This window comes from Rhodococcus sp. Leaf278 (genome assembly GCF_001426085.1).
Taxonomy (GTDB): domain Bacteria; phylum Actinomycetota; class Actinomycetes; order Mycobacteriales; family Mycobacteriaceae; genus Rhodococcoides.
The window spans coordinates 250,263-268,133 of record NZ_LMRR01000045.1 but is presented as its reverse complement, the minus strand read 5'-3'; the positions used below and the strand labels follow the sequence as shown (position 1 = coordinate 268,133).

Annotated in this window: 22 protein-coding genes and 1 tRNA gene; 5 read left to right on the top strand and 18 right to left on the bottom strand. The window is 64.7% G+C overall.

Going from position 1 to position 17,871, the window contains the following annotated elements; all coding sequences use genetic code 11:
* The 8 genes from ASG84_RS26755 to ASG84_RS27290 form a co-directional block, all read right to left on the bottom strand.
* Positions 1-296, bottom strand: a 296-nt coding sequence (locus ASG84_RS26755) for a ParB/RepB/Spo0J family partition protein (RefSeq protein WP_200936739.1), incomplete at its 3' end; no start/stop codon positions are given.
* 457 nt (positions 297-753) lie between these two features.
* Positions 754-1,476 carry a hypothetical protein gene (locus ASG84_RS26745; protein WP_156399556.1) on the bottom strand — a complete coding sequence of 241 codons (723 nt, stop codon included), beginning with the start codon at positions 1,474-1,476 and terminating at the stop codon, positions 754-756.
* A gap of 360 nt (positions 1,477-1,836) precedes the next feature.
* Entirely contained in the window at positions 1,837-2,073 is a 237-nt protein-coding gene (locus ASG84_RS26740; protein WP_057479931.1) for a hypothetical protein, read from the bottom strand.
* 1 nt (position 2,074) lies between these two features.
* Positions 2,075-2,311: a hypothetical protein gene (locus ASG84_RS26735; protein WP_057478107.1), complete on the bottom strand. Its 237-nt coding sequence runs from the start codon at positions 2,309-2,311 to the stop codon at positions 2,075-2,077.
* Positions 2,304-2,651, bottom strand: a complete 348-nt coding sequence (locus ASG84_RS26730; protein ID WP_057479930.1) for a hypothetical protein — start codon at positions 2,649-2,651, stop codon at positions 2,304-2,306. The genes ASG84_RS26735 and ASG84_RS26730 overlap by 8 nt, the downstream gene beginning before the upstream one ends.
* 114 nt (positions 2,652-2,765) lie before the next feature.
* Positions 2,766-3,386, bottom strand: a complete 621-nt coding sequence (locus ASG84_RS26725) for a hypothetical protein (protein ID WP_156399724.1) — start codon at positions 3,384-3,386, stop codon at positions 2,766-2,768.
* Positions 3,383-3,514, bottom strand: coding sequence for a hypothetical protein (locus ASG84_RS28595; protein ID WP_268793513.1), 132 nt, complete (start codon positions 3,512-3,514; stop codon positions 3,383-3,385). Before ASG84_RS28595 ends, ASG84_RS26725 begins: the two co-directional genes overlap by 4 nt.
* 5 nt (positions 3,515-3,519) lie before the next feature.
* Positions 3,520-3,720: a helix-turn-helix domain-containing protein gene (locus ASG84_RS27290; RefSeq protein WP_082521243.1), complete on the bottom strand. Its 201-nt coding sequence runs from the start codon at positions 3,718-3,720 to the stop codon at positions 3,520-3,522.
* A gap of 139 nt (positions 3,721-3,859) precedes the next feature.
* Here ASG84_RS27290 and ASG84_RS27285 point away from each other — a divergent pair, with 139 nt between their 5' ends.
* The gene (locus ASG84_RS27285) at positions 3,860-4,171 is read left to right on the top strand and encodes a helix-turn-helix transcriptional regulator (protein ID WP_082322409.1); all 312 of its coding nucleotides are present in this window, start codon (positions 3,860-3,862) and stop codon (positions 4,169-4,171) included.
* On the opposite strand, the gene ASG84_RS26720 is transcribed toward ASG84_RS27285, so the two are convergent.
* Positions 4,133-4,205 (bottom strand) — tRNA-Asn (locus tag ASG84_RS26720). The two genes, ASG84_RS27285 and ASG84_RS26720, sit on opposite strands and share 39 nt — an antisense overlap.
* 168 nt (positions 4,206-4,373) lie before the next feature.
* Here ASG84_RS26720 and ASG84_RS26715 point away from each other — a divergent pair.
* A complete protein-coding gene (locus ASG84_RS26715) occupies positions 4,374-4,619 on the top strand; it encodes a hypothetical protein (RefSeq protein ID WP_057479979.1) in 246 nt (81 codons plus the stop codon).
* On the opposite strand, the gene dnaG is transcribed toward ASG84_RS26715, so the two are convergent.
* The 7 genes from dnaG to ASG84_RS26680 are packed head-to-tail and all read right to left on the bottom strand — an operon-like array spanning position 4,616 to position 12,113.
* Positions 4,616-6,532 carry a DNA primase gene (gene dnaG, locus ASG84_RS26710; RefSeq protein WP_057479928.1) on the bottom strand — a complete coding sequence of 639 codons (1,917 nt, stop codon included), beginning with the start codon at positions 6,530-6,532 and terminating at the stop codon, positions 4,616-4,618. The two genes, ASG84_RS26715 and dnaG, sit on opposite strands and share 4 nt — an antisense overlap.
* A 42-nt stretch (positions 6,533-6,574) precedes the next feature.
* Positions 6,575-7,849, bottom strand: a complete 1,275-nt coding sequence (locus tag ASG84_RS26705; RefSeq protein WP_057479927.1) for a deoxyguanosinetriphosphate triphosphohydrolase — start codon at positions 7,847-7,849, stop codon at positions 6,575-6,577.
* A gap of 1 nt (position 7,850) precedes the next feature.
* Positions 7,851-8,567 (bottom strand): YdcF family protein, encoded by a 717-nt coding sequence (locus tag ASG84_RS26700; RefSeq protein ID WP_057479926.1) that lies wholly within the window; start codon positions 8,565-8,567, stop codon positions 7,851-7,853.
* Between the two features lie 55 nt (positions 8,568-8,622).
* Positions 8,623-9,231: a response regulator transcription factor gene (locus ASG84_RS26695; protein ID WP_057479925.1), complete on the bottom strand. Its 609-nt coding sequence runs from the start codon at positions 9,229-9,231 to the stop codon at positions 8,623-8,625.
* Positions 9,228-10,391: a sensor histidine kinase gene (locus tag ASG84_RS26690; RefSeq protein WP_200936736.1), complete on the bottom strand. Its 1,164-nt coding sequence runs from the start codon at positions 10,389-10,391 to the stop codon at positions 9,228-9,230. Before ASG84_RS26690 ends, ASG84_RS26695 begins: the two co-directional genes overlap by 4 nt.
* Positions 10,384-11,187 (bottom strand): ABC transporter permease, encoded by an 804-nt coding sequence (locus ASG84_RS26685; protein WP_057479924.1) that lies wholly within the window; start codon positions 11,185-11,187, stop codon positions 10,384-10,386. The genes ASG84_RS26690 and ASG84_RS26685 overlap by 8 nt, the downstream gene beginning before the upstream one ends.
* The gene (locus tag ASG84_RS26680; protein WP_057479923.1) at positions 11,184-12,113 is read right to left on the bottom strand and encodes an ABC transporter ATP-binding protein; all 930 of its coding nucleotides are present in this window, start codon (positions 12,111-12,113) and stop codon (positions 11,184-11,186) included. Before ASG84_RS26680 ends, ASG84_RS26685 begins: the two co-directional genes overlap by 4 nt.
* 122 nt (positions 12,114-12,235) lie before the next feature.
* On the opposite strand from ASG84_RS26680, the gene ASG84_RS28590 reads away from it, so the two are divergent.
* A complete protein-coding gene (locus ASG84_RS28590) occupies positions 12,236-14,284 on the top strand; it encodes a TPM domain-containing protein (protein ID WP_057479977.1) in 2,049 nt (682 codons plus the stop codon).
* Between the two features lie 65 nt (positions 14,285-14,349).
* On the opposite strand, the gene ASG84_RS26670 is transcribed toward ASG84_RS28590, so the two are convergent.
* Positions 14,350-15,735 (bottom strand): glycine--tRNA ligase, encoded by a 1,386-nt coding sequence (locus ASG84_RS26670; RefSeq protein WP_032379159.1) that lies wholly within the window; start codon positions 15,733-15,735, stop codon positions 14,350-14,352.
* Between the two features lie 317 nt (positions 15,736-16,052).
* Here ASG84_RS26670 and ASG84_RS26665 point away from each other — a divergent pair, with 317 nt between their 5' ends.
* On the top strand, positions 16,053-16,391 hold the full coding sequence (locus ASG84_RS26665) for an ArsR/SmtB family transcription factor (protein WP_032379570.1): 339 nt from the start codon (positions 16,053-16,055) through the stop codon (positions 16,389-16,391).
* Positions 16,388-16,828 (top strand): Fur family transcriptional regulator, encoded by a 441-nt coding sequence (locus ASG84_RS26660; RefSeq protein ID WP_057479922.1) that lies wholly within the window; start codon positions 16,388-16,390, stop codon positions 16,826-16,828. Before ASG84_RS26665 ends, ASG84_RS26660 begins: the two co-directional genes overlap by 4 nt.
* A 7-nt stretch (positions 16,829-16,835) precedes the next feature.
* On the opposite strand, the gene ASG84_RS26655 is transcribed toward ASG84_RS26660, so the two are convergent.
* Positions 16,836-17,828, bottom strand: coding sequence for an iron-siderophore ABC transporter substrate-binding protein (locus ASG84_RS26655; RefSeq protein WP_057479921.1), 993 nt, complete (start codon positions 17,826-17,828; stop codon positions 16,836-16,838).
* Positions 17,829-17,871 lie beyond the last annotated feature (43 nt).

The window sequence follows — 17,871 nt, the reverse complement described above, 5'->3', positions numbered from 1 at the left end:
GCCCGGTCGTCGCCAGCGAGGTCGAACCGGACGATGCACGGCACCGTCTTCAGTACCGCCTTCTTCGCGGCCGCGTGACGGCGATGCCCGGCGATAAGCGTGTACTTCCCCTTCGCCTTCGCGGGWGTCACTATCAACGGTTCGAGGACACCCTGGCCCTTGATGGACTCGGCGAGCTCGGTCACGTCACCGAGGTCGGTGCGAGGGTTCTTCGGGTGCGGGACGATCGCGGTCGGKCGRAGGTGTTCGAGGGTGGTTTCGCGGACCTCGGTGGTGTCGGTCTGGGTCGTGGTCATCGTGTGCGCTCCTGGCATGTAGCGGGCGGTCAGGTTCTGTTCGGCAGATCGAGCTGGATGTGAGCGGGGCGRGGGTTGTACGGCTTACGGGCGGTGCAGATYTCGGAGTGCCGTATCCAGAGGCGCTCGTTGTCGGCGCGGGCCGCGTCGAGGTCGGAGCCTTTGAGGACTTCGCCGTACACCACCCGGCCGTTGATCGGCCCGGAGAAGTGCTTGCGGACGGTCCCGAGTTCCGGGTCCGGTGAGATGTCCACCGGAATCCATCGGTCCTCCCGCGACATCGACTTGCACCAATGCACCGGTGCGTGACAGTCCTTGCATTCGCTCGCCACAGCCCGCGTTCCTCCTTCCTCTCGTTCAGCCGGTACGCGCNCGCGACATCGACTTGCACCAATGCACCGGTGCGTGACAGTCCTTGCATTCGCTCGCCACAGCCCGCGTTCCTCCTTCCTCTCGTTCAGCCGGTACGCGCSAGCGCCGAGCGGTCACGCACGACCTGGCGGGATGAGATGTTCAGCCGCGTGGCGATCTCGTTGGCCGAGAGATTTGTTCGGGTGAGCTCGGCCACCTTCTGCACTCGCAGCGACTTGACCTCAGGTGACTGTGGTTTCGGGGACCGGCTCCGAGGCAGGCGGACAGGTTCGGGCTTGGCGGCCGGATTGTCGATCGTGTCCTCGTCCCACTGGAACGGCAGAGCCCAGCGACGTTTCACCGCATGGTTCCGAGACCGTTGAGATGTTCCAGGGATCAGCTGCAGTCGGTCGAACAGCCGCTTGATCGACCGGGCGACACGGGCGAGGCATTGTGTGCGGTAGCCGCGGACCAGTTCGTGGACTGTGCACGCAGATACCTGCCCTGCGAGCTCGACAGTCAGACCTTCAGCGGTGTACCCGAATGCCACGAGAGCTCGGACCCGTCTGATCGTGCCGGTGGCATCGACCACCGCAGCATCCGGAGCGATGGCCGCGAGGGAGGGCGGCATCGACACCGCGAGAAACTTGCGCGCATTCTCGGCGGTGATCCGCTTGTAGGGGCCGTGTCCGCGATCCTTCCGGCCGACCAACAGGTACTCCATGGACTTGCGGTTCAGCCCCGCCAGTTCGGCGATACGTCTACGCGAGAGTCCCGCCTCAATGAGTTGGGTGACGTGTTCACGTACTGGTCCGGCATCGACGTACACCGACTCGAACCGGCCGTACGCCTGCTGGCGAAGTCGAAACCGCTCGTAGCAAGCTCGGCACAGTCCGCGAGATCGCGTTGAGCGCTCGCATCCCTCGGTCTTGCAAGTCGGCTTCACACCGCCGGGCGTGGTCATCGCGCACCGACCAGCGGAAGCAGGGACGCAACCACGATGATGCCGACAAGACCGACGATGAACATCATGTAGAAGCGGAGGCGGCAGCGAACCGGCGGCGGGAGGCGGTCGTTCATGAGACGTACCACCCGGCCGCGATCACGAGCGTGCAGATCAGACGCATCGCGAGGTAACCACAAACAGCGGCAGCCGCGATCAGGACGTAGGCAAAGCGTTCAGTAGTCATCACGCGGTCACCTCGACCGATGCCAGCCACAAATACAGGGCGTCGCGTACATGCTTGGGGATCGCAGCGGATGACACGTCGGTCAAAGCCCGCTCCCCGGTCTCCGGATTGTCGGAGCGCAGGTGTAGCGGGTCCGGCATCCGTGGACTGATGGCCTCGATTTGAATCGTGTACCGCTCGGAGAGCAGGCCCCGTTTCGTGTCGACCTCGGACACAATCACTTTCATGTCGGACATGTCATGCCTCCGCTACGTTTTCGAGGACACCCTCGAGCAGGCTGAGTTGGTAACCGATCTGCACGATGAGCTGATGCTGGTTACGCGAGACATCGGTCTCGGCGAGCTGATCGAGAGCGGCCTTGGCGGCGCGGCGGATCAGTTCGGCGTTGTCGATCAGCTGCGCGCGCTTCGCTTCACGGACCATGCGAACGGCGCGGCGACCGTTGATGACGCCGACGCAGGCGGTGTCAGCCATGAGCCACCGCCGGCGCTGCGATCGGAGGACCGGTGACCTGCGAGTGCGGAGGCAGGTACGCCACGCGGAGTTTGTCTCCGGGCTTCATCCACCGGTCGTTGACGGCCTGCCACAGGTGCATCCCGTCGAGCTCACCGCGGTACACCACCCGGCACGGGTACACCGTGTAGATGGTCTTGCCGTCCTCGTTGAGGTGCGGGACGAGGAGTTCGACGCCGGTGGGCCGGTCCGTCGGGGTCGCGGCGGCCGGGATGTACCGGTCGTAAGCGAGCTGCACGTCCGCGCGCATCGACTCGGGGACTTGCTGCAACCACTCGGGGGTATTGTTGCTGGTGCTCATCAGGATTCACTCGATTCTTCTGGTGAGTAGACGGGCCTCGCGGGCAATGCGGGGCCCGTTACGTGTCGGTCGAGGTAGGTGGAAACCGGTGGCGGCGGCGACCCGGGGGGCCGGTCAGCCGCCACCACCGGGGCCTGAACCGTCAGGGGCCGCAGGGGGATTCAGCGCGCCACCGTGACGGTCAGACGGCCCGGCAGGTTTCCCCGACGGGCGGCTCTTGAGATGCTGGCCAGGCTTCGGAACATCCGGCTCCGTGCACAACGCATCGTTGCCGTACAGAGGATGGACCTGCTGGACAATTTGCTGGACCTTCTGCACAGCGGCGTTGGCGCGCTGCATCGCCGACATCTCGTGCGGATCGAGCGGGCCTGCGTAGTGGACGTTCACGACTCTCGACCACCCCACCCGCGTCGGCATGGCTGAATCGAGCACGGCGCGGAGCGCCGTCTGCAGGCGTTCGATCCGCTGATCCAGTTCGGCTGCAACGGCATCGAGACGGTCGGCACCCTCGCAGAGGAACCCAACTCGATCGACATAGTCCAGGTCCTCGATCGCACGGATCGCGTCGCGCATCCACAACGTTGCCAGGCGAGCAGCGTCACGAACATCCTGTGCACGCTGCTGCTCTTTGGCTCTCTCAACGCGGAGGTCGACGCCTGGCAACGCGGCACTGTCGGACCGGCGCTTCTCCGGAGACAGCAGGAATCGCTGGCCGGCGCGCTCCGGCGCGCTCACAGCCACACCTTCAACGCAGATCCTACGAGCATGAACACCCACAGGATGAGCACCCACGATGCCGCGCCGGCCGCGCAGATCCCGAACAGCCACAGCGCGAGACTGCGTGGAGATCGGTTGCGCTGCATGGCAATCACGAGACTGCCGTTTCGTGACGCCGCGCCTGGTCGTATCGATCGACCTCGTCCGGCTCGATCAGGTAGGCCCCGGTTTTCGTCGGGAGCTTCTGGGCGGCCAGTGCATTGCGTGCGATGGCCTGCTGGACTGCGCGGCGGGTGATGCCCAGCCGAGACGCCACCTGAGCGACGGTTAGCAGGTGTTCGATACTTGGCATAGGTCAAGTTCTACCGTGCAACTTGGCACACGTCAACTATTACGAGATCAGCAATTTGCGCGACATTAGTGTTGTTATCCGTCACACACACCGTTCGCATCAGTTGCCAAGTTACGAACGTGGTTCTAAGCTACGAACTATGACAACCGTGTATGACCAGGGACGAGCACCTGAGATTCAGCCGCGACACAGGCTGCGCATTGCGCGCGAAGAGGCCGGCCTCGAACAGGCCGAGCTTGCGGAACGAATCGGCATTTCTCGCCAGAGCGTGTCCAACGCAGAGAGCGGGAAGACGTCACCGCGGAAGCTGATCTTCAACGCCTGGGCACTCGCTACCGGTGTTCCGGTGAGCTGGCTGCAGACGGGGACAGTCGAAAGCCCCCGCCCGGATGGACCGGACGGGGGCTCTGAGCTCCCCCACCTGGACTCGAACCAGGAACCCTTCGATTAACAGTCGAATGCTCTGCCAATTGAGCTATGGGGGATTACCTCGCGGCGTCACACTCTCGTGCGAGCCGTTGGAAACAATAGCGCACACACCCTGGTGAGTACCAAATCGCCCTGCTCGAGGTTCGTCGGAGCCGCCCTGCTTTCCCGGAGTGCAGTCGGGCAAGATGGACGTACAGCCGCACGCTCTACGGAAGGACCCACTGATGATTCGTTTGGTACTGGCGGCTGGAGCTGCATATGTGCTCGGTGCCAAGGCCGGCCGGGGCCGGTACGAGCAGATACGCAAGACGGCAAACGCCGTTGCGTCGTCTCCGGCTACCAAGAAGGCCATCGAGGTCGGCCGGCAGAAGCTCTCCGATTCCCTCAACACCCAGCCGCGTCTCGAACCTATGCAGCCGATCGACGACGAGACCCAGGTCTACGTTCCGCGCGATCAACTACGTCGCTAACCGACCTCGGCGACACTTCCGACGGCGAGCTCGAGCAGACTCCGGCGGTACTGCTCGAGGGCGATCAGATCGCCGAACAACGCGTTGTAGTCGTCGGGCTTCTCGACCGGTGACATGCGCTGCAGCTTCGACTTGAGTTCTGCCACTTGTTGGCCGACCCATACCTCCTGCAGCCTGGCGAGAACACCCGAGATATAGCGCGTGAGTGCGTCGTCGGCCACCCGCATCGGGTCGACGGCCAGCTCGGTCACCAACGACACCACCACGGCGTCCTTGGCCTGCTTGGCCACGGCATCCACCCACTCCCCTCCGCCCAGTCCCGCGGCGGTTCCTCCGGCAGCAGCCACCGCGTCGCGCACAGCCGAGTACGCCGGGTGATGGAAGCTTTCCGGTGGGAGCGAGTCGAACACCGTGCCTGCCATTGCAGGCATCTGCAGTACCGCCTTGAGAGCCTCCCGCTGCGGCCACAGAGACGGATCGGTGGGGTTGGGACGCGGCGGCCCGGCCGGAGCCTCGGTCGGCGTCGTCTGACGCTTCTCGAACGGCACCCGCTTGCCGCTGGTCTCGCCCCGAGCGCCCTTCTTCGCCTCGTCGCGCACGCGGGCAAGCACCATCGCGGTGTCGTCCCAGCCGGTCCAGCCGGCCAGCTGCCGTGCGTACTCGTCCCGCAGCGACGCATCCTTGATGCGGGCGACCACGGGCACGGTTCGCTTCAGAGCTTCGACGCGCCCCTCGGGGGTATCCAGATCATGTTCTCGCAGTAGCGATTTGACCACGAACGCAAACATCGGGGTACGCCTGGCGACCAGATCGCGAACGGCGTTGTCGCCGGACTTCAAACGCAGGTCGCAGGGATCCATTCCGTCCGGTGCCACGGCGACGAAGGTCTGTCCGGCAATCTTCTGATCACCCTCGAAGGCCTTCATGGCGGCGGCCTGACCTGCATCGTCTCCGTCGAAGGTGTAGATCACTTCACCGCGAAAGTAGCTGTCGTCCATCATCAATCGGCGGAGCATGGCCAGGTGGTCCTCGCCGAATGCGGTACCGCACGACGCCACGGCCGTCTTGACTCCGGCCAGATGCATCGCCATCACGTCGGTGTAGCCCTCGACGATGACAGCCTGATGGGACTTCGCGATCTCCTTGCGCGCCAAGTCGAGACCGAACAACACCTGAGACTTCTTGTACAACATGGTTTCCGGGGTGTTGATGTATTTACCCGGCATCGTGTCGTCGTCGAACAGTTTGCGGGCACCGAAACCGATGACGTCCCCGCTCTGACTGCGAATGGGCCACACCAGTCGGCGCCGGAAACGGTCGATGGGCGTGCCCCGCTTGCCGGGTGTCGCCAGGCCGGCGTCGACTATCTCCTTGGCCTCGAAGCCCTTGCCCAGCAGGTGTTTGGTGAGAGTGTCCCAGCCGTCGGGTGCGTATCCGCAGCCGTAAGCCAGTGCGGCGTGGCCGTCGAAGTTGCGTTCGGTCAGATAGTCCCGCGCGGCCTGTGCGTCGGGCCCGCTGAGCCTACCGGCGTAGAACTCCTGAGCTGCGGCGTTCGCGGCGATCAGGCGCGCGCGGGTCCCTCGGTCACGTTGAACCGATGGCCCTCCGCCCTCGTAGGAGATCGAATAGTTCAGCCGGTCGGCGAGTTGCTCGACGGCCTCGACGAAGGAGATGTGCTCGATCTTCTGGAGGAAGGAGTAGGCATCACCGCCCTCGCCGCAACCGAAGCAGTGATAGTGACCGTGGTTGGGCCGCACATGGAAGGACGGAGACTTCTCGTCGTGGAAGGGGCACAACCCCTTCATGGAATCGCCGCCCGCGCGCTTGAGCGAGACGTAGTCGCCGACTATGTCCTCGATCCGTGTGCGTTCGCGAATGGCGGCAATGTCACGTTCAGGAATTCGGCCGGCCACGACTGGAGTCTAGCGCTGAACCAGACACCCTCGGCAGCGCGATCAACCCCAGCTGGCCTGAGCCCCGAGAGACCGCTTGTCCACCAGTTCGAGTCGACTTTCGGTGTACGACGCGATCTGATCCACCACGACGCGAGTCCGTTCGGCGTCACTGTTCGCGCGTTGCCACGCGGGCACCAGAATGGGGTCCAGCTCCCCTGGCGCCGACCGCAGCAACCACTCGGCGACGCGGTGAATTCGGTCGCGTTGACGCTCCTGGCGGATCTTGTGACCGGCGTCGGACATCACGTACCGCAGCGCCATGGTTTTGAGCAGTGCCACTTCCGAGCCGACGATCGACGGCACCACGAGGTCCGCGTTGTATCGACTCAACGGCGCGGTGCCGTATTTCTCGTGAGTGCCTTCGATCGCGGCGGTCGCGAAGCGCCCGACCAGTTCGCTCGTCATGTGCTTGAGTGCGACGGACGCTTCGAGAGTGCCGTCGTACCGTCCGACGGCGATCACGACGGGCATCCTCGACAACCGGCCCGCGGCGTCGATCAGCTCGTCGACGTCGAGTCCGCGAAATTCCGAGACACCGAGTTCCGCCAGGGCCCGCTGTTCGATCGGATCGGCCAGCGCCCGTAGATCGATGCGGGCGTCGATGACGCCGTCCTCCACATCGTGTACCGAGTAGGCAACGTCGTCGGACCAATCCATGGTCTGCGCTTCGAGACATTTGCGCTTGTCCGGTGCACCGTCACGTACCCAGCCCAGAATCGCGGAGTCGTCGTCGTAGGCACCGAATTTCGCGCCCGGTGCCGGCCGGATCCACGGATACTTGGTCGCGGCATCGAGAGAGGCTCGGGTCAGGTTCAATCCCGCACTGCGCCCGTCGGCGTCGAGGATCTTGGGCTCGAGTCCGGTGAGAATGCGGAGGTTCTGCGCGTTGCCCTCGAACCCACCACAGTCGGTGGCGACTTCGTCGAGGGCCCGTTCACCGTTGTGGCCGTACGGAGGATGGCCTATGTCGTGCGCCAATCCCGCAAGATCGACCAGATCGGGGTCGCTGCCGAGTCCCTCGGCGATGCTGCGGCCGATCTGCGCGACTTCCAGCGAATGTGTGAGCCGAGTCCGCGGAGTGTCTCCGTCGCGAGGCCCGGTCACCTGGGTCTTGTCTGCGAGACGACGCAGTGCGGCGCAATGCAGCACCCGCGCCCGGTCGCGGGCAAAAGCACTTCTGTGCGACGCGTTGTTCGTCCCCGGTTTCAGTCCGGCCGTCTTCGGGGGTTCGGTGACGAATCGTTCGACGTCGTGCGCCGAGTAGGAGCCGGTCATGTCACTGGCCTGCCGTGTAGGAGAAGTCTGCCGTGAAGTGAGTCAGCTGGTACCACAGCAGTGCGCCTGTCTCCCTGGCAATTCCGTGTGCCTGGGACTCTCGGGTGTAGACGGCCGGGCCGGTACGCGTCGGTGAGGTCCATGCATCCAGCCCGGCGTCACGCGCCATGGTTCGAGTACGCAGCGAATGCCACGGATCACTGACCAGCACCACCGACGACTTGCCCTCGACGCGGAGTGTGTCACTCACGGCCTCGATGCTTTCGAGCGTGTCCGACCCGGTCTCGACGGCCACGATGGCGTCCGCGGGCACTCCCTGCTCGATCAGATAGTTGCGACCCGACGCCGCCTCGGTGAAGAGGTCGCCTTCCTGCTTGCCGCCGACGGTGACGATCTCGGGGGCGATGCCTCGCTCGTACAGCGCCGCGGCTTGTGCCAAGCGTGCCTCGAACACCGTCGACGGCGTACCGCTGTACTGCGCCGCGCCCAGTACGACGATGGCGTCGGCCTTGGAGTAGTCGTCGATGCGAGCAACCTGCCACACCCGGATCGCAGTTCCTGCGACCAGTACCACCGCCATCAGGACCACTCCCGCGACCAGCCGACCGGTCCAGCGACCCAGCGTTCCGAAGAAGCCGAGGCGCTCGGGACCGGGGTCCGAGGCATACCGGTCGTCGTACGGGTCGCCGTACGGGTCTCGGTCGAGAGTTGAATTCACCCCTCGAGTTTGCCAGGCCCGCGCATCGCTTCGGTCACGGCGCGCCCCGTGGGAGCTACAGCCACCCGCGGTCCTCGGCCACTCGGACCGCTTCCGCACGGGTGGTGGTACCGGTCTTGCCTATCGCGGACGACAGGTGGTTGCGGACGGTCCCCTCCGACAGGTGCACTTGGGCCGCGATGGATCCTGCCGTTCCACCCTGCGCTGCTGCCCGAAGAACTTCCTGCTCACGGGCCGTCAGCGGCGAAACGCCGTCGGTGAGCGTCTCGGTTGCGAGTGCAGGATCGACGACGCGCAGACCCATGTGGACCCGTCGTACGGCGTCGGCCAATTGCTTTGCCGGGGTGTCTTTGACGACGAAACCGGAGGCTCCGGCATCGATTGCGCGGCGCAGATATCCGGGCCTTCCGAACGTGGTGACGATCAACACTCTCGACTCGGGTGCCGCCACAGCCAGCTCGGCGGCGACGTCGATTCCGTTCTTTCCCGGCATTTCCACGTCGAGCAGGACGACATCGGGTCGGTGTTCGAGAACCGCCGACAGCACTTCGTCGCCGCGTCCCACCTCGGCGACGATGTCGAGGTCGTGTTCGAGCCCCAGCAGCGCTGCGAGCGCTCCCCGCACCAGAGCCTGATCGTCGGCCAGCAACAGTCTGATGCTCATGGTGCCGAGACCTCCACCTTGAATCCGCCGGTCGGAACCCGGGCGACCGTCAGTGAACCACCAGCGGCGCTCACGCGTTCACCCAACCCGCGGAGCCCGTTTCCCCCGCAGGTGTCCTCGGCCGGTCCGCATCCGTCGTCGACTATGGAAATGCTCGACGGCGTCAGCGCCACTCGGCAGTGTTGCGCGTGCGAGTGTCGAACCACGTTGGTCACCGCTTCACGTAGGACCCAACCGAACAGTTCGCGATGCCTCAGTGGCACCGCATCGGCGTCGCCCGGCAGGTCGACATCGATGGCTGCGGCGACAAGTGCTGTTCGCGCACTGGCCAATTCGGTACCGATGTCGATCTGGCGCATACCGCCGACGGTGCTGCGAACATCGGCGAGTGCTTGCCGGGCAAGGGTTTCCACCTCGGCAATCTCGACTGCAGCTCGCGCGGCATCGATCTCGAGCAGCCGTCCGGCCAGTTCGCTCTTGACGGTGATGACCGTCAGAGAATGACCCAGAATGTCGTGAACGTCTCGGCTCATTCGCTCCCGTTCGGCGACGATGGCCAGATCGGCCAATTGTTGCCTCGCTACGGCCAATTCGTGGTTGCGCTGGAATACCTGCGTGATGCCCCATGCAGCGGCTGCGCTGATCAGCAACTGAAACGCGAAGAAGTTGTCGGGCTCCCAGGTCGCGATGACCCGCGGTGCCACTTCGATGATCACCACCATCACCGCGACCAACGACCACGCTTGCCGAACCGGCAACGTCATCATTCCCAGCACGGCGATGTAGATGGTTGCGCCGAACCCGGTGGTTCCGATCAGGGCGCTCATGGCCACGGTGAGTGCCAGCATTGCCCCGAGCGCGATCCAACCCTGCCACACCGGCAGGGGATTCCCGCGACGGTGACCGTTGCGAAAGCGCCAGAAGGTGACGGTGAAAACGACCCCGAACCCGACGATCGCGGCAATGCCCAGAACCCGTGCCGCCAGTGACTCCAAGGACAGAATCTCGTTCAACGGATAGATCAGGTAGATGAGCCAGATGGCCCCGAACATCCAGCCGTATCGCCAGACCCGCCCCTCCGGCAGATCGGCGGTGAACGTGGTCATGTCGCCCACGGTATCTCCGTGGGCGACACGATCGGTGGTTTCGGCGTCAGGCACGCTTGGTGTCTTTTCGGAACAGCAGGGCCGCTCCGGCTACGAACACCGCGGCCCACACCAGCAGGTTCACCACTGCGATGGCAAGGGTGCCCGCGTCGGCGGACGTGAACGGCGCTCTGGCCACCGTGGCCAGGCCGTAGAGCGGGGTGAACTTGGCCAGCATCGGGAACCAGCCGCTGTCGCCGAGCGGGACGAACAGTCCGCCGGCCAGGGCGAGGAAGGCCAGCACCGGTCCGAGGATTTGCATGACGTTCTCCGAGGGCAGCAGGTACCCCATGAACAGGCCGAACGCGGCAAACACTGCTGAGCCCAGCCAGGCGATCACTCCGCAGGCAATCCACACCCAGATCGGCATGTCGGCTCCGAAGAATTTCGCGACGACGAAGACCACGACGATCGCAGCGGCACCCATCGTCATGGCCACCAGGACCTTGGTGATGATGTAGGCAACGGGCTTCAACGGCGTCAGGCGGAGCTGCCTGCTCCACCCCTGAGCCCGTTCGACTGAGACCATCGCTCCCCCACTGGTCGTGGCCAGCATCGCTCCGTAGACGGCCATGCTGATGGCGATGTAGCCCGTGACGTTGCCGTGTGCAAAGGAGTAGTCGGTCTTGAAGTCCGACTGCGTACCGAAGATGACGAAGAACACCGGCGGCATCACCAACGTGAAGATCAGCGTCCGCTTGTTTCGGAACAGCCTGCGAATCTCCAGTCCGAGGAAGGTGGGCGAAAAGCCGCCCCAGGCAACAGCTCTGGCAGGTGTGCGCGTGGCTGCAGTGTGCGTGGTCGTGGTCATCGGATGCTCCCGGTGAGGTTGTGTGCGGCTGGGTCGTTCTCGGAATCGGTGGTCAGGGCGAGGAACGCGTCCTCGAGGTTGCGCGAGACGATTTCCAGGTCGGTCGCATGCGCGTCGTTGAGCAGGAATCGGGCCACGGAATCGGAGTCCCGTCCGTGCACGATCACCCGGTCGCCGCGAGTCTCGACGCGGTCCACCCCCGGCAGAGACAGCAACATGGACCGGTCGACGCCGGGGAGCGTGGCGGTGACGGTGCGTCCAGCAGCCAAGTTCTTCACCTCGGCGGCGCTACCGTCGGCGACGATCTTGCCGTGCCGCACCAGCACGATCCGGTCGGCGTAGGCGTCGGCCTCGTCGAGGTAGTGCGTTGCGAACAGCACCGTTCGGCCGGTACTTGCGTCCTGGCGAATGGCGTTCCAGAAGTCGCGACGACCCTCGACGTCCATGCCGGTGGTCGGCTCGTCCAGTACCAACAGATCCGGATCGGGCAACAGGGCCAGTGCGAATCGCAGTCGCTGTTGCTGGCCGCCGGAGCATTTCGCCACTCGACGGTCGCCGATGTCGGCGATGCCGGCCCGGGTCAGCACTTCCTTCACCGAGCGGGTGTGGGCGAACAGTGCCGATGTCAGCTCGACGGTTTCGCGGACGGTCAGGTCGCGGAGCAACCCACCGGTCTGCATAACGGCGGAGATTCGGCCCTGGGCGATGGCGTCGGCGGGCGTTCCCCCGAACACCGAGACCGTGCCGGTGGTGGGTGCTGCCAGGCCGAGCATCATATCGATGGTCGTCGTCTTTCCGGCTCCGTTGGGTCCGAGGAATGCGACGACCTCGCCCGGTTCGATCGACAGGCTCAGCCCGTCCACCGCACGGACCGATCCGTATGTCTTGGTGACGCCTCGCAGTTCGACTGCCTTCGTTGTGGTCATGACAGTTACTCTGCTGCGGTCCGAGCCCATGCACCTCGACCGAGCGTCACGATTGCACGATGACAACTGTCATGGATCGACCTGCTCGATTCGGACACGACCCAGCCGGTAGATTTCATCGCATGGCAGTCCAGCACCGGCGGCACTCCAGCGCCACAGTCCGTAGGTCGGTCCATCGATTTCGTCGTCTCGCCGCTACGGGTGCTCTGACCCTGTTCGCCGCGGTTCTGCTCGCGCCGGGGGTTGCATCCGCCGAGGCTCCTTCCCGGCTGGCCACCCAGATCACCGACAACGTCCAGGCACTCGACCCTGATTCACTGGCCGAGGTGCAGACCTCCATCGACGACCTCTACAGCAGCAATCAGCTCAGGTTGTGGGTCACCTACGTTGCGGATTTCGACAACATGTCGGCCGCGAGCTGGGCCGAGCAGACGTACACAAGAAGTGACCTCGGCCAGCGCGACGTTCTGCTCGCAGTGGCGACCGTCGACCGTTCGTACTACCTCGCCGTCAACACCGGGCTCTCGCAGATCACCACGGCCGAGCAGGACGACATTCGCGTCAACGACGTCGAACCCGCACTGGGCGAAGAGGATTGGTCGGGAGCTGCCATAGCGGCTGCGGGCGCTCTCGGCGAGGCCTATGCGTCGAGCGGCGACGGTGGGTCGTCGGCACCGCTGCTGATCGGTGTCGGTGTGTTGGCGGTTGCAGGCGGCGGAGCTGTCGTCTACTCCTCACGGCGCAAGAAGGCCAGGGTGGCCGCCGAGGTGGACGCCGTGGCGAAGATCGACCCGAGCGACCCGGCCGCACTGGCTCAGTTCCCGATCGACGTTCTCGACACCCGCGCCAAGGAAATTCTGATCGAGACCGACAACGCCGTGCGGGCCAGCGAAGAGGAATTGACCCTCGCCCGAGGCGAATTCGGCGATTCGGCAGCCGCTCCGTTCATCACGGCGTACGACAACGCCAAGAAAGCCCTGGCCGCTGCCTTCGAGATCCGTCAGCGCCTCGACGACGCCATCCCAGAAACCCCCGATCAGCGGCGAGCGATGCTCGTCGAGATCATCTCCTCGTGCGGCCAGGCAGATCGCGAGCTCGACTCTCGGGTCGAGGAATTCGACGGATTCCGCGACCTCGTGATGAATGCCGGCTCGCATCTCGACGAGCTCACCCAAGCCATCATCGGCTTGACGGTGCGCATTCCCCAGTCCGAAGCGGTCCTCGCTCAGCTGCATTCGGAATTCTCCGAGACCGCACTCAAATCGATTGCCGACAACGTCACGATGGCCAAGGATCGAGTTGCGCTGGCCGAGGAGAACATCGAAGCCGGCCGCAAGGCCGCAGCACTTCCGCCGGGAAAGCAGGGTCCGGCCGTCACTGCGATTCGGACCGCAGAACGCGCTGTCGATCAGGCGAAGTCCCTGCTCGACGGAGTCGACCACGCCCGCGACGACATCGGGCACGCAATATCCACCCTGCCCGACGCCATCGCGGACGTCCGACGCGACATCGAGCAGGCTCGCGGGTTGACCGAACACGGCGGTGCCGAACTGCAGGCCGCCGTGGCTGCGGCGCAGACCGCGTTGAAGAACGCGGAGGCCGCGCAGTCGTCCGATCCGCTCGGTAGCTACACCGCGCTTGCCGCAGCTGATTCCGAACTCGAAAAGATCGTCGACGAGGCGTCGGCGGAGAAGGCGGCCGAGGATCAGCTGCGGGCGCGTCTGGAACGCGATATCGCAGCTGCTCAGGCGCAGATCACTGCTGCCGCGGACTACATCTCGACGCGGCGCGGCGGCGTGGGTGCCGATGCTCGTACACGTTTGTCCGAAGCCGAACGGCACCTGAGTGCGGCACGCCAGCTCGAACCGGAGAATCCCGACGAGGCTCTCAAGCACGCGCATGCCGCCAGTCAGTTGGCCTCGCGCGCATCGCAGATCGCCCAGTCCGACGTGCAGAACTGGGAGAACCGCCACGGGCCACGCGGCGGCGGCTTCGGCGGCGGCAGTAGCGGCGGCAACGTGGCAGGCGCTGTGCTCGGTGGAATCCTGATCAACAGCGTGCTGCGCGGAGGTGGCGGAGGCTTCGGCGGTGGCTTCGGTGGAGGCGGGGGCTTCGGCGGTGGCGGCGGTGGGGGCGGCGGCGGCTTCGGCGGTGGTGGCGGCCGCTTCTGATCCGACCCAGACACACAACAGGGCCCGATCTCACGAGGAGATCGGGCCCTGTTGTGTGGTGAGGTCTATGCGCCGATCAGTCGCGACGCGATGTAGCCCTCGACCTGATCGAGAGCCACGCGCTCCTGCGCCATCGTGTCGCGTTCGCGGATGGTGACTGCGTGGTCGTCGAGGGTGTCGAAGTCGACGGTGATGCAGAACGGAGTACCGATCTCGTCCTGACGACGGTAGCGGCGACCGATGGCTCCGGCGTCGTCGAATTCGACGTTCCAGTACTGACGCAGTTGCTGCGCAAGATCTTTGGCCTTCGGCGTCAGATCGGCGTTACGCGAGAGCGGGAGCACCGCCACCTTCACCGGGGCGAGACGGCGATCGAGCTTGAGCACCACACGCTTGTCGACACCGCCCTTGGCGTTGGGAGCCTCGTCCTCGGTGTACGCGTCGACGAGGAACGCCATCAGCGAACGCGTCAAGCCTGCCGCCGGCTCGATGACGTACGGGGTGTAGCGGGTGTCGGTGGCCTGCTCGTAGTAGCTCAGGTCTTGACCCGACGCCTTCGAGTGCACCGAGAGGTCGTAATCGGTACGGTTCGCGACGCCCTCGAGCTCGCCCCACGCGCTGCCCTGGAAACCGAACTTGTACTCGATGTCCACTGTGCGCTTGGAGTAGTGCGACAGCTTTTCCTTGGCGTGCTCGTAGAGCCGCAGGTTCTCCGGATCGATGCCGAGGTCGGTGTACCACTTCATCCGGTAGTCGATCCAGTACTGGTGCCACTCGTCGTCCTCGCCGGGCTTGACGAAGAATTCCATCTCCATCTGCTCGAACTCGCGGGTGCGGAAGATGAAGTTTCCGGGAGTGATCTCGTTACGGAAGCTCTTGCCGATCTGGCCGATACCGAACGGCGGCTTCTTGCGCGAGGTGGTCAACACGTTGGCGAAGTTGACGAAGATGCCCTGCGCGGTCTCCGGGCGCAGGTAATGCAGGCCCTCTTCGTTGTCGACCGGGCCGAGGAAGGTCTTGAGCAGGCCCGAGAACGCACGCGGCTCGGTCCAGGAACCGGGCTCACCGGTCTCGGGGTCGCGGATGTCGGCCAGGCCGTTCTCCGGCGGATGGCCGTGCTTCTCTTCGTAGGCCTCGATGAGGTGATCGGCGCGGTACCGCTTGTGCGTGTGCAGCGACTCCACCAGCGGGTCCGAGAACGTCTCGACGTGACCCGACGCCTCCCACACCTGACGGGGCAGGATCACCGACGAGTCGAGCCCGACGGTGTCGTCCCGGCTGGTGATCATGTTGCGCCACCACTGCTTCTTGATGTTCTCCTTGAGCTCGACGCCCAACGGGCCGTAATCCCAGGCCGACTTGGTACCGCCGTAGATCTCGCCGCACGGGTAGACGAGGCCTCTGCGCTTGGCGAGGTTGGCGACGGTTTCGACTTTGGACTTGGGTGCCACTGGCGGAGCTCTCCATCTTCGGTTACATCGTGATGTCGCACGAGGGGGTGACGCGGGCGGTTTTCGCCCTGATCAGACTATCTGGCTCGGCGGGCGAATCCGAACACCGGTCGAGTTCGGAATTGACATGCGCACTTGTGCATATCACAATGAATACGATTTGCAATAGCGATAACTGCACTAACCTGATGCCAAGACGAAAGACCGCGCAGGGAGAGTTCGCCGAGAACGAGCCGGCAATCGAAGGAGCCGCAACCGTGTCCACCGAGCAGGCCGTTCACACAGATTCGCCGGATCGACTCGACCCCGAGCACCCGATGCACGAGAACGACCCCTTCGCTGCCGCTCCCCCGGCACACATCCCACCGAAGGAGACCCTGGCCGCGGCCGGCGACATTCTTCGGGCGCTCGCGGCCCCGGTGCGGATCGCGATCGTGCTCCAGTTGCGCGAGTCCGAGCGTTGCGTCCACGAACTCGTGGTCGCTCTCGGCGTCACGCAGCCGTTGATCAGTCAACACCTTCGGGTACTCAAGGCTGCAGGTGTCGTGCGTGGAGAACGCAACGGGCGCGAGGTCCTCTACCGACTGGTCGACGATCACCTCTCCCACATCGTCGTCGACGCCGTGGCCCACGCCGAGGAAGGCCGGAACCTGTGACCGAGAAGTCCACCGATACCGCAGCACCGAGACGACCCGTCGTGGTCGGAGTCCGAGCCACTAAGCAGCGCAGTGCTATCTCGGACTTGCTCGACACCATCGAGGAATTCAAATCCGCCCAGGATCTGCACGACGAATTACGCAAGCGCGGTGAGGGAATCGGCCTGACAACCGTCTATCGCACGCTCCAGACTCTGGCCGACGCCGGCACGGTGGACGTGCTCCGCACCGACAACGGCGAGTCGGTCTACCGGCGCTGTTCCTCGGGCCATCATCACCACCTGGTGTGCCGAGCATGTGGATTCACCGTCGAGGTCGAGGGACCCACCGTCGAGAAGTGGTCGCAAAGTGTCGCCGAGTCCAACGGTTTCACCGACGTCAGCCACACGATCGAAATATTCGGCACCTGTAGTCAGTGCAGCACAGCCGGTCGTTGACCGACTCTCAGGCCACCGCATCCGCCAGGCGAGGCACCACCGAATCGATGGCGAACGGTATGGACAGCACCGAGTTGTACGTGATCGCCCCGCGCTGATCGGTGGACAACGGAACGATGGCGCCGTTGCGGGCGGCTGTCAGTGTTCTGAAGATCGGATTCTCGGCCACGACGTCGATGTCGTCGCCGGTGCCGAGATACAGCACCACATCGGCGTCGAGCTTCGAGATGTTCTCGGCCGAGACCGGAACGAAGAAGTTGGTGCCGTCGTCCTCGGCCAGAATCGGGTCCGGAATACCGAAGCCCAACGACGTGACGAACGTACCGCGCGCATCGCCGGGCAGATATGCGCCGAACTGACCGTCGTACGGAAGTACCACGGCTGCAGTCTTACCCGCGAACTCCGGATGTGCGGCTCGCACCTGTTCGAGCGCAGCCGTGGTCTGCGCATCGAGCTCCTTGCCACGTTCGGATTCACCCATCGCGCGGGCAATGGTGTCGGTGGCCACCTCACGATCGACGGCGTAGGCCGCCGATCCTGCCGGCCGAGCGACCGTCGGGGCGATGTCGCTGAGCTTCGCGTAGGTGGCCTCGTCGAAGCCGGCATTGAGCCCGGTGATCAGATCCGGTGCCAGCGAGGCGATCAGCTCGAAGTTCGGTTCGGATTCCGAGCCCAGCAGCGTCAGCGGTGCGTCGCCCACCAACTCGTCGGTCCACGGACCGAGTCCGGTCTCGTAGAACGTGTACCCGGTGTTCCCGACCGGTACGGTGCCGAGGGCAATGACGGCGTCGGCGTCGGACACTCCGAGTGTGACGATGCGGGTGGGCTTCTCCGGAATGGTCGTGCTGCCGTAGATGTGATCGATGACGACCGGGAACACACCGGCGGAAGATGGTGCCGCCGAGTCCTCCGAGCTCTCTGCCGAACAGGCCATCAGGGACACACCGAGGACGATCACCGCCACCACTGCCGTCACTGTTCGGGCCAACCGTGCTGTCATCGCATCCGCCTCTACTCGAAGTAAGTACAGGCAAACCTTAGCT

What these genes read in the sequence shown, in the direction of transcription:
- ASG84_RS26680 (WP_057479923.1), bottom strand. Translation starts at nt 12,113, where the DNA reads ATGACCACAACGAAGGCAGTCGAACTGCGAGGCGTCACCAAGACATAC.
- ASG84_RS26655 (WP_057479921.1), bottom strand. Translation starts at nt 17,828, where the DNA reads ATGACAGCACGGTTGGCCCGAACAGTGACGGCAGTGGTGGCGGTGATC.
- ASG84_RS26740 (WP_057479931.1), bottom strand. Translation starts at nt 2,073, where the DNA reads ATGTCCGACATGAAAGTGATTGTGTCCGAGGTCGACACGAAACGGGGC.
- ASG84_RS28595 (WP_268793513.1), bottom strand. Translation starts at nt 3,514, where the DNA reads ATGCAGCGCAACCGATCTCCACGCAGTCTCGCGCTGTGGCTGTTCGGG.
- ASG84_RS26730 (WP_057479930.1), bottom strand. Translation starts at nt 2,651, where the DNA reads ATGAGCACCAGCAACAATACCCCCGAGTGGTTGCAGCAAGTCCCCGAG.
- ASG84_RS26735 (WP_057478107.1), bottom strand. Translation starts at nt 2,311, where the DNA reads ATGGCTGACACCGCCTGCGTCGGCGTCATCAACGGTCGCCGCGCCGTT.
- ASG84_RS26695 (WP_057479925.1), bottom strand. Translation starts at nt 9,231, where the DNA reads ATGAGCATCAGACTGTTGCTGGCCGACGATCAGGCTCTGGTGCGGGGA.
- ASG84_RS28590 (WP_057479977.1), top strand. Translation starts at nt 12,236, where the DNA reads ATGGCAGTCCAGCACCGGCGGCACTCCAGCGCCACAGTCCGTAGGTCG.
- ASG84_RS26665 (WP_032379570.1), top strand. Translation starts at nt 16,053, where the DNA reads ATGCACGAGAACGACCCCTTCGCTGCCGCTCCCCCGGCACACATCCCA.
- ASG84_RS27290 (WP_082521243.1), bottom strand. Translation starts at nt 3,720, where the DNA reads ATGCCAAGTATCGAACACCTGCTAACCGTCGCTCAGGTGGCGTCTCGG.
- ASG84_RS26715 (WP_057479979.1), top strand. Translation starts at nt 4,374, where the DNA reads ATGATTCGTTTGGTACTGGCGGCTGGAGCTGCATATGTGCTCGGTGCC.
- ASG84_RS27285 (WP_082322409.1), top strand. Translation starts at nt 3,860, where the DNA reads ATGACAACCGTGTATGACCAGGGACGAGCACCTGAGATTCAGCCGCGA.
- ASG84_RS26685 (WP_057479924.1), bottom strand. Translation starts at nt 11,187, where the DNA reads ATGACCACGACCACGCACACTGCAGCCACGCGCACACCTGCCAGAGCT.
- ASG84_RS26705 (WP_057479927.1), bottom strand. Translation starts at nt 7,849, where the DNA reads ATGACCGGCTCCTACTCGGCGCACGACGTCGAACGATTCGTCACCGAA.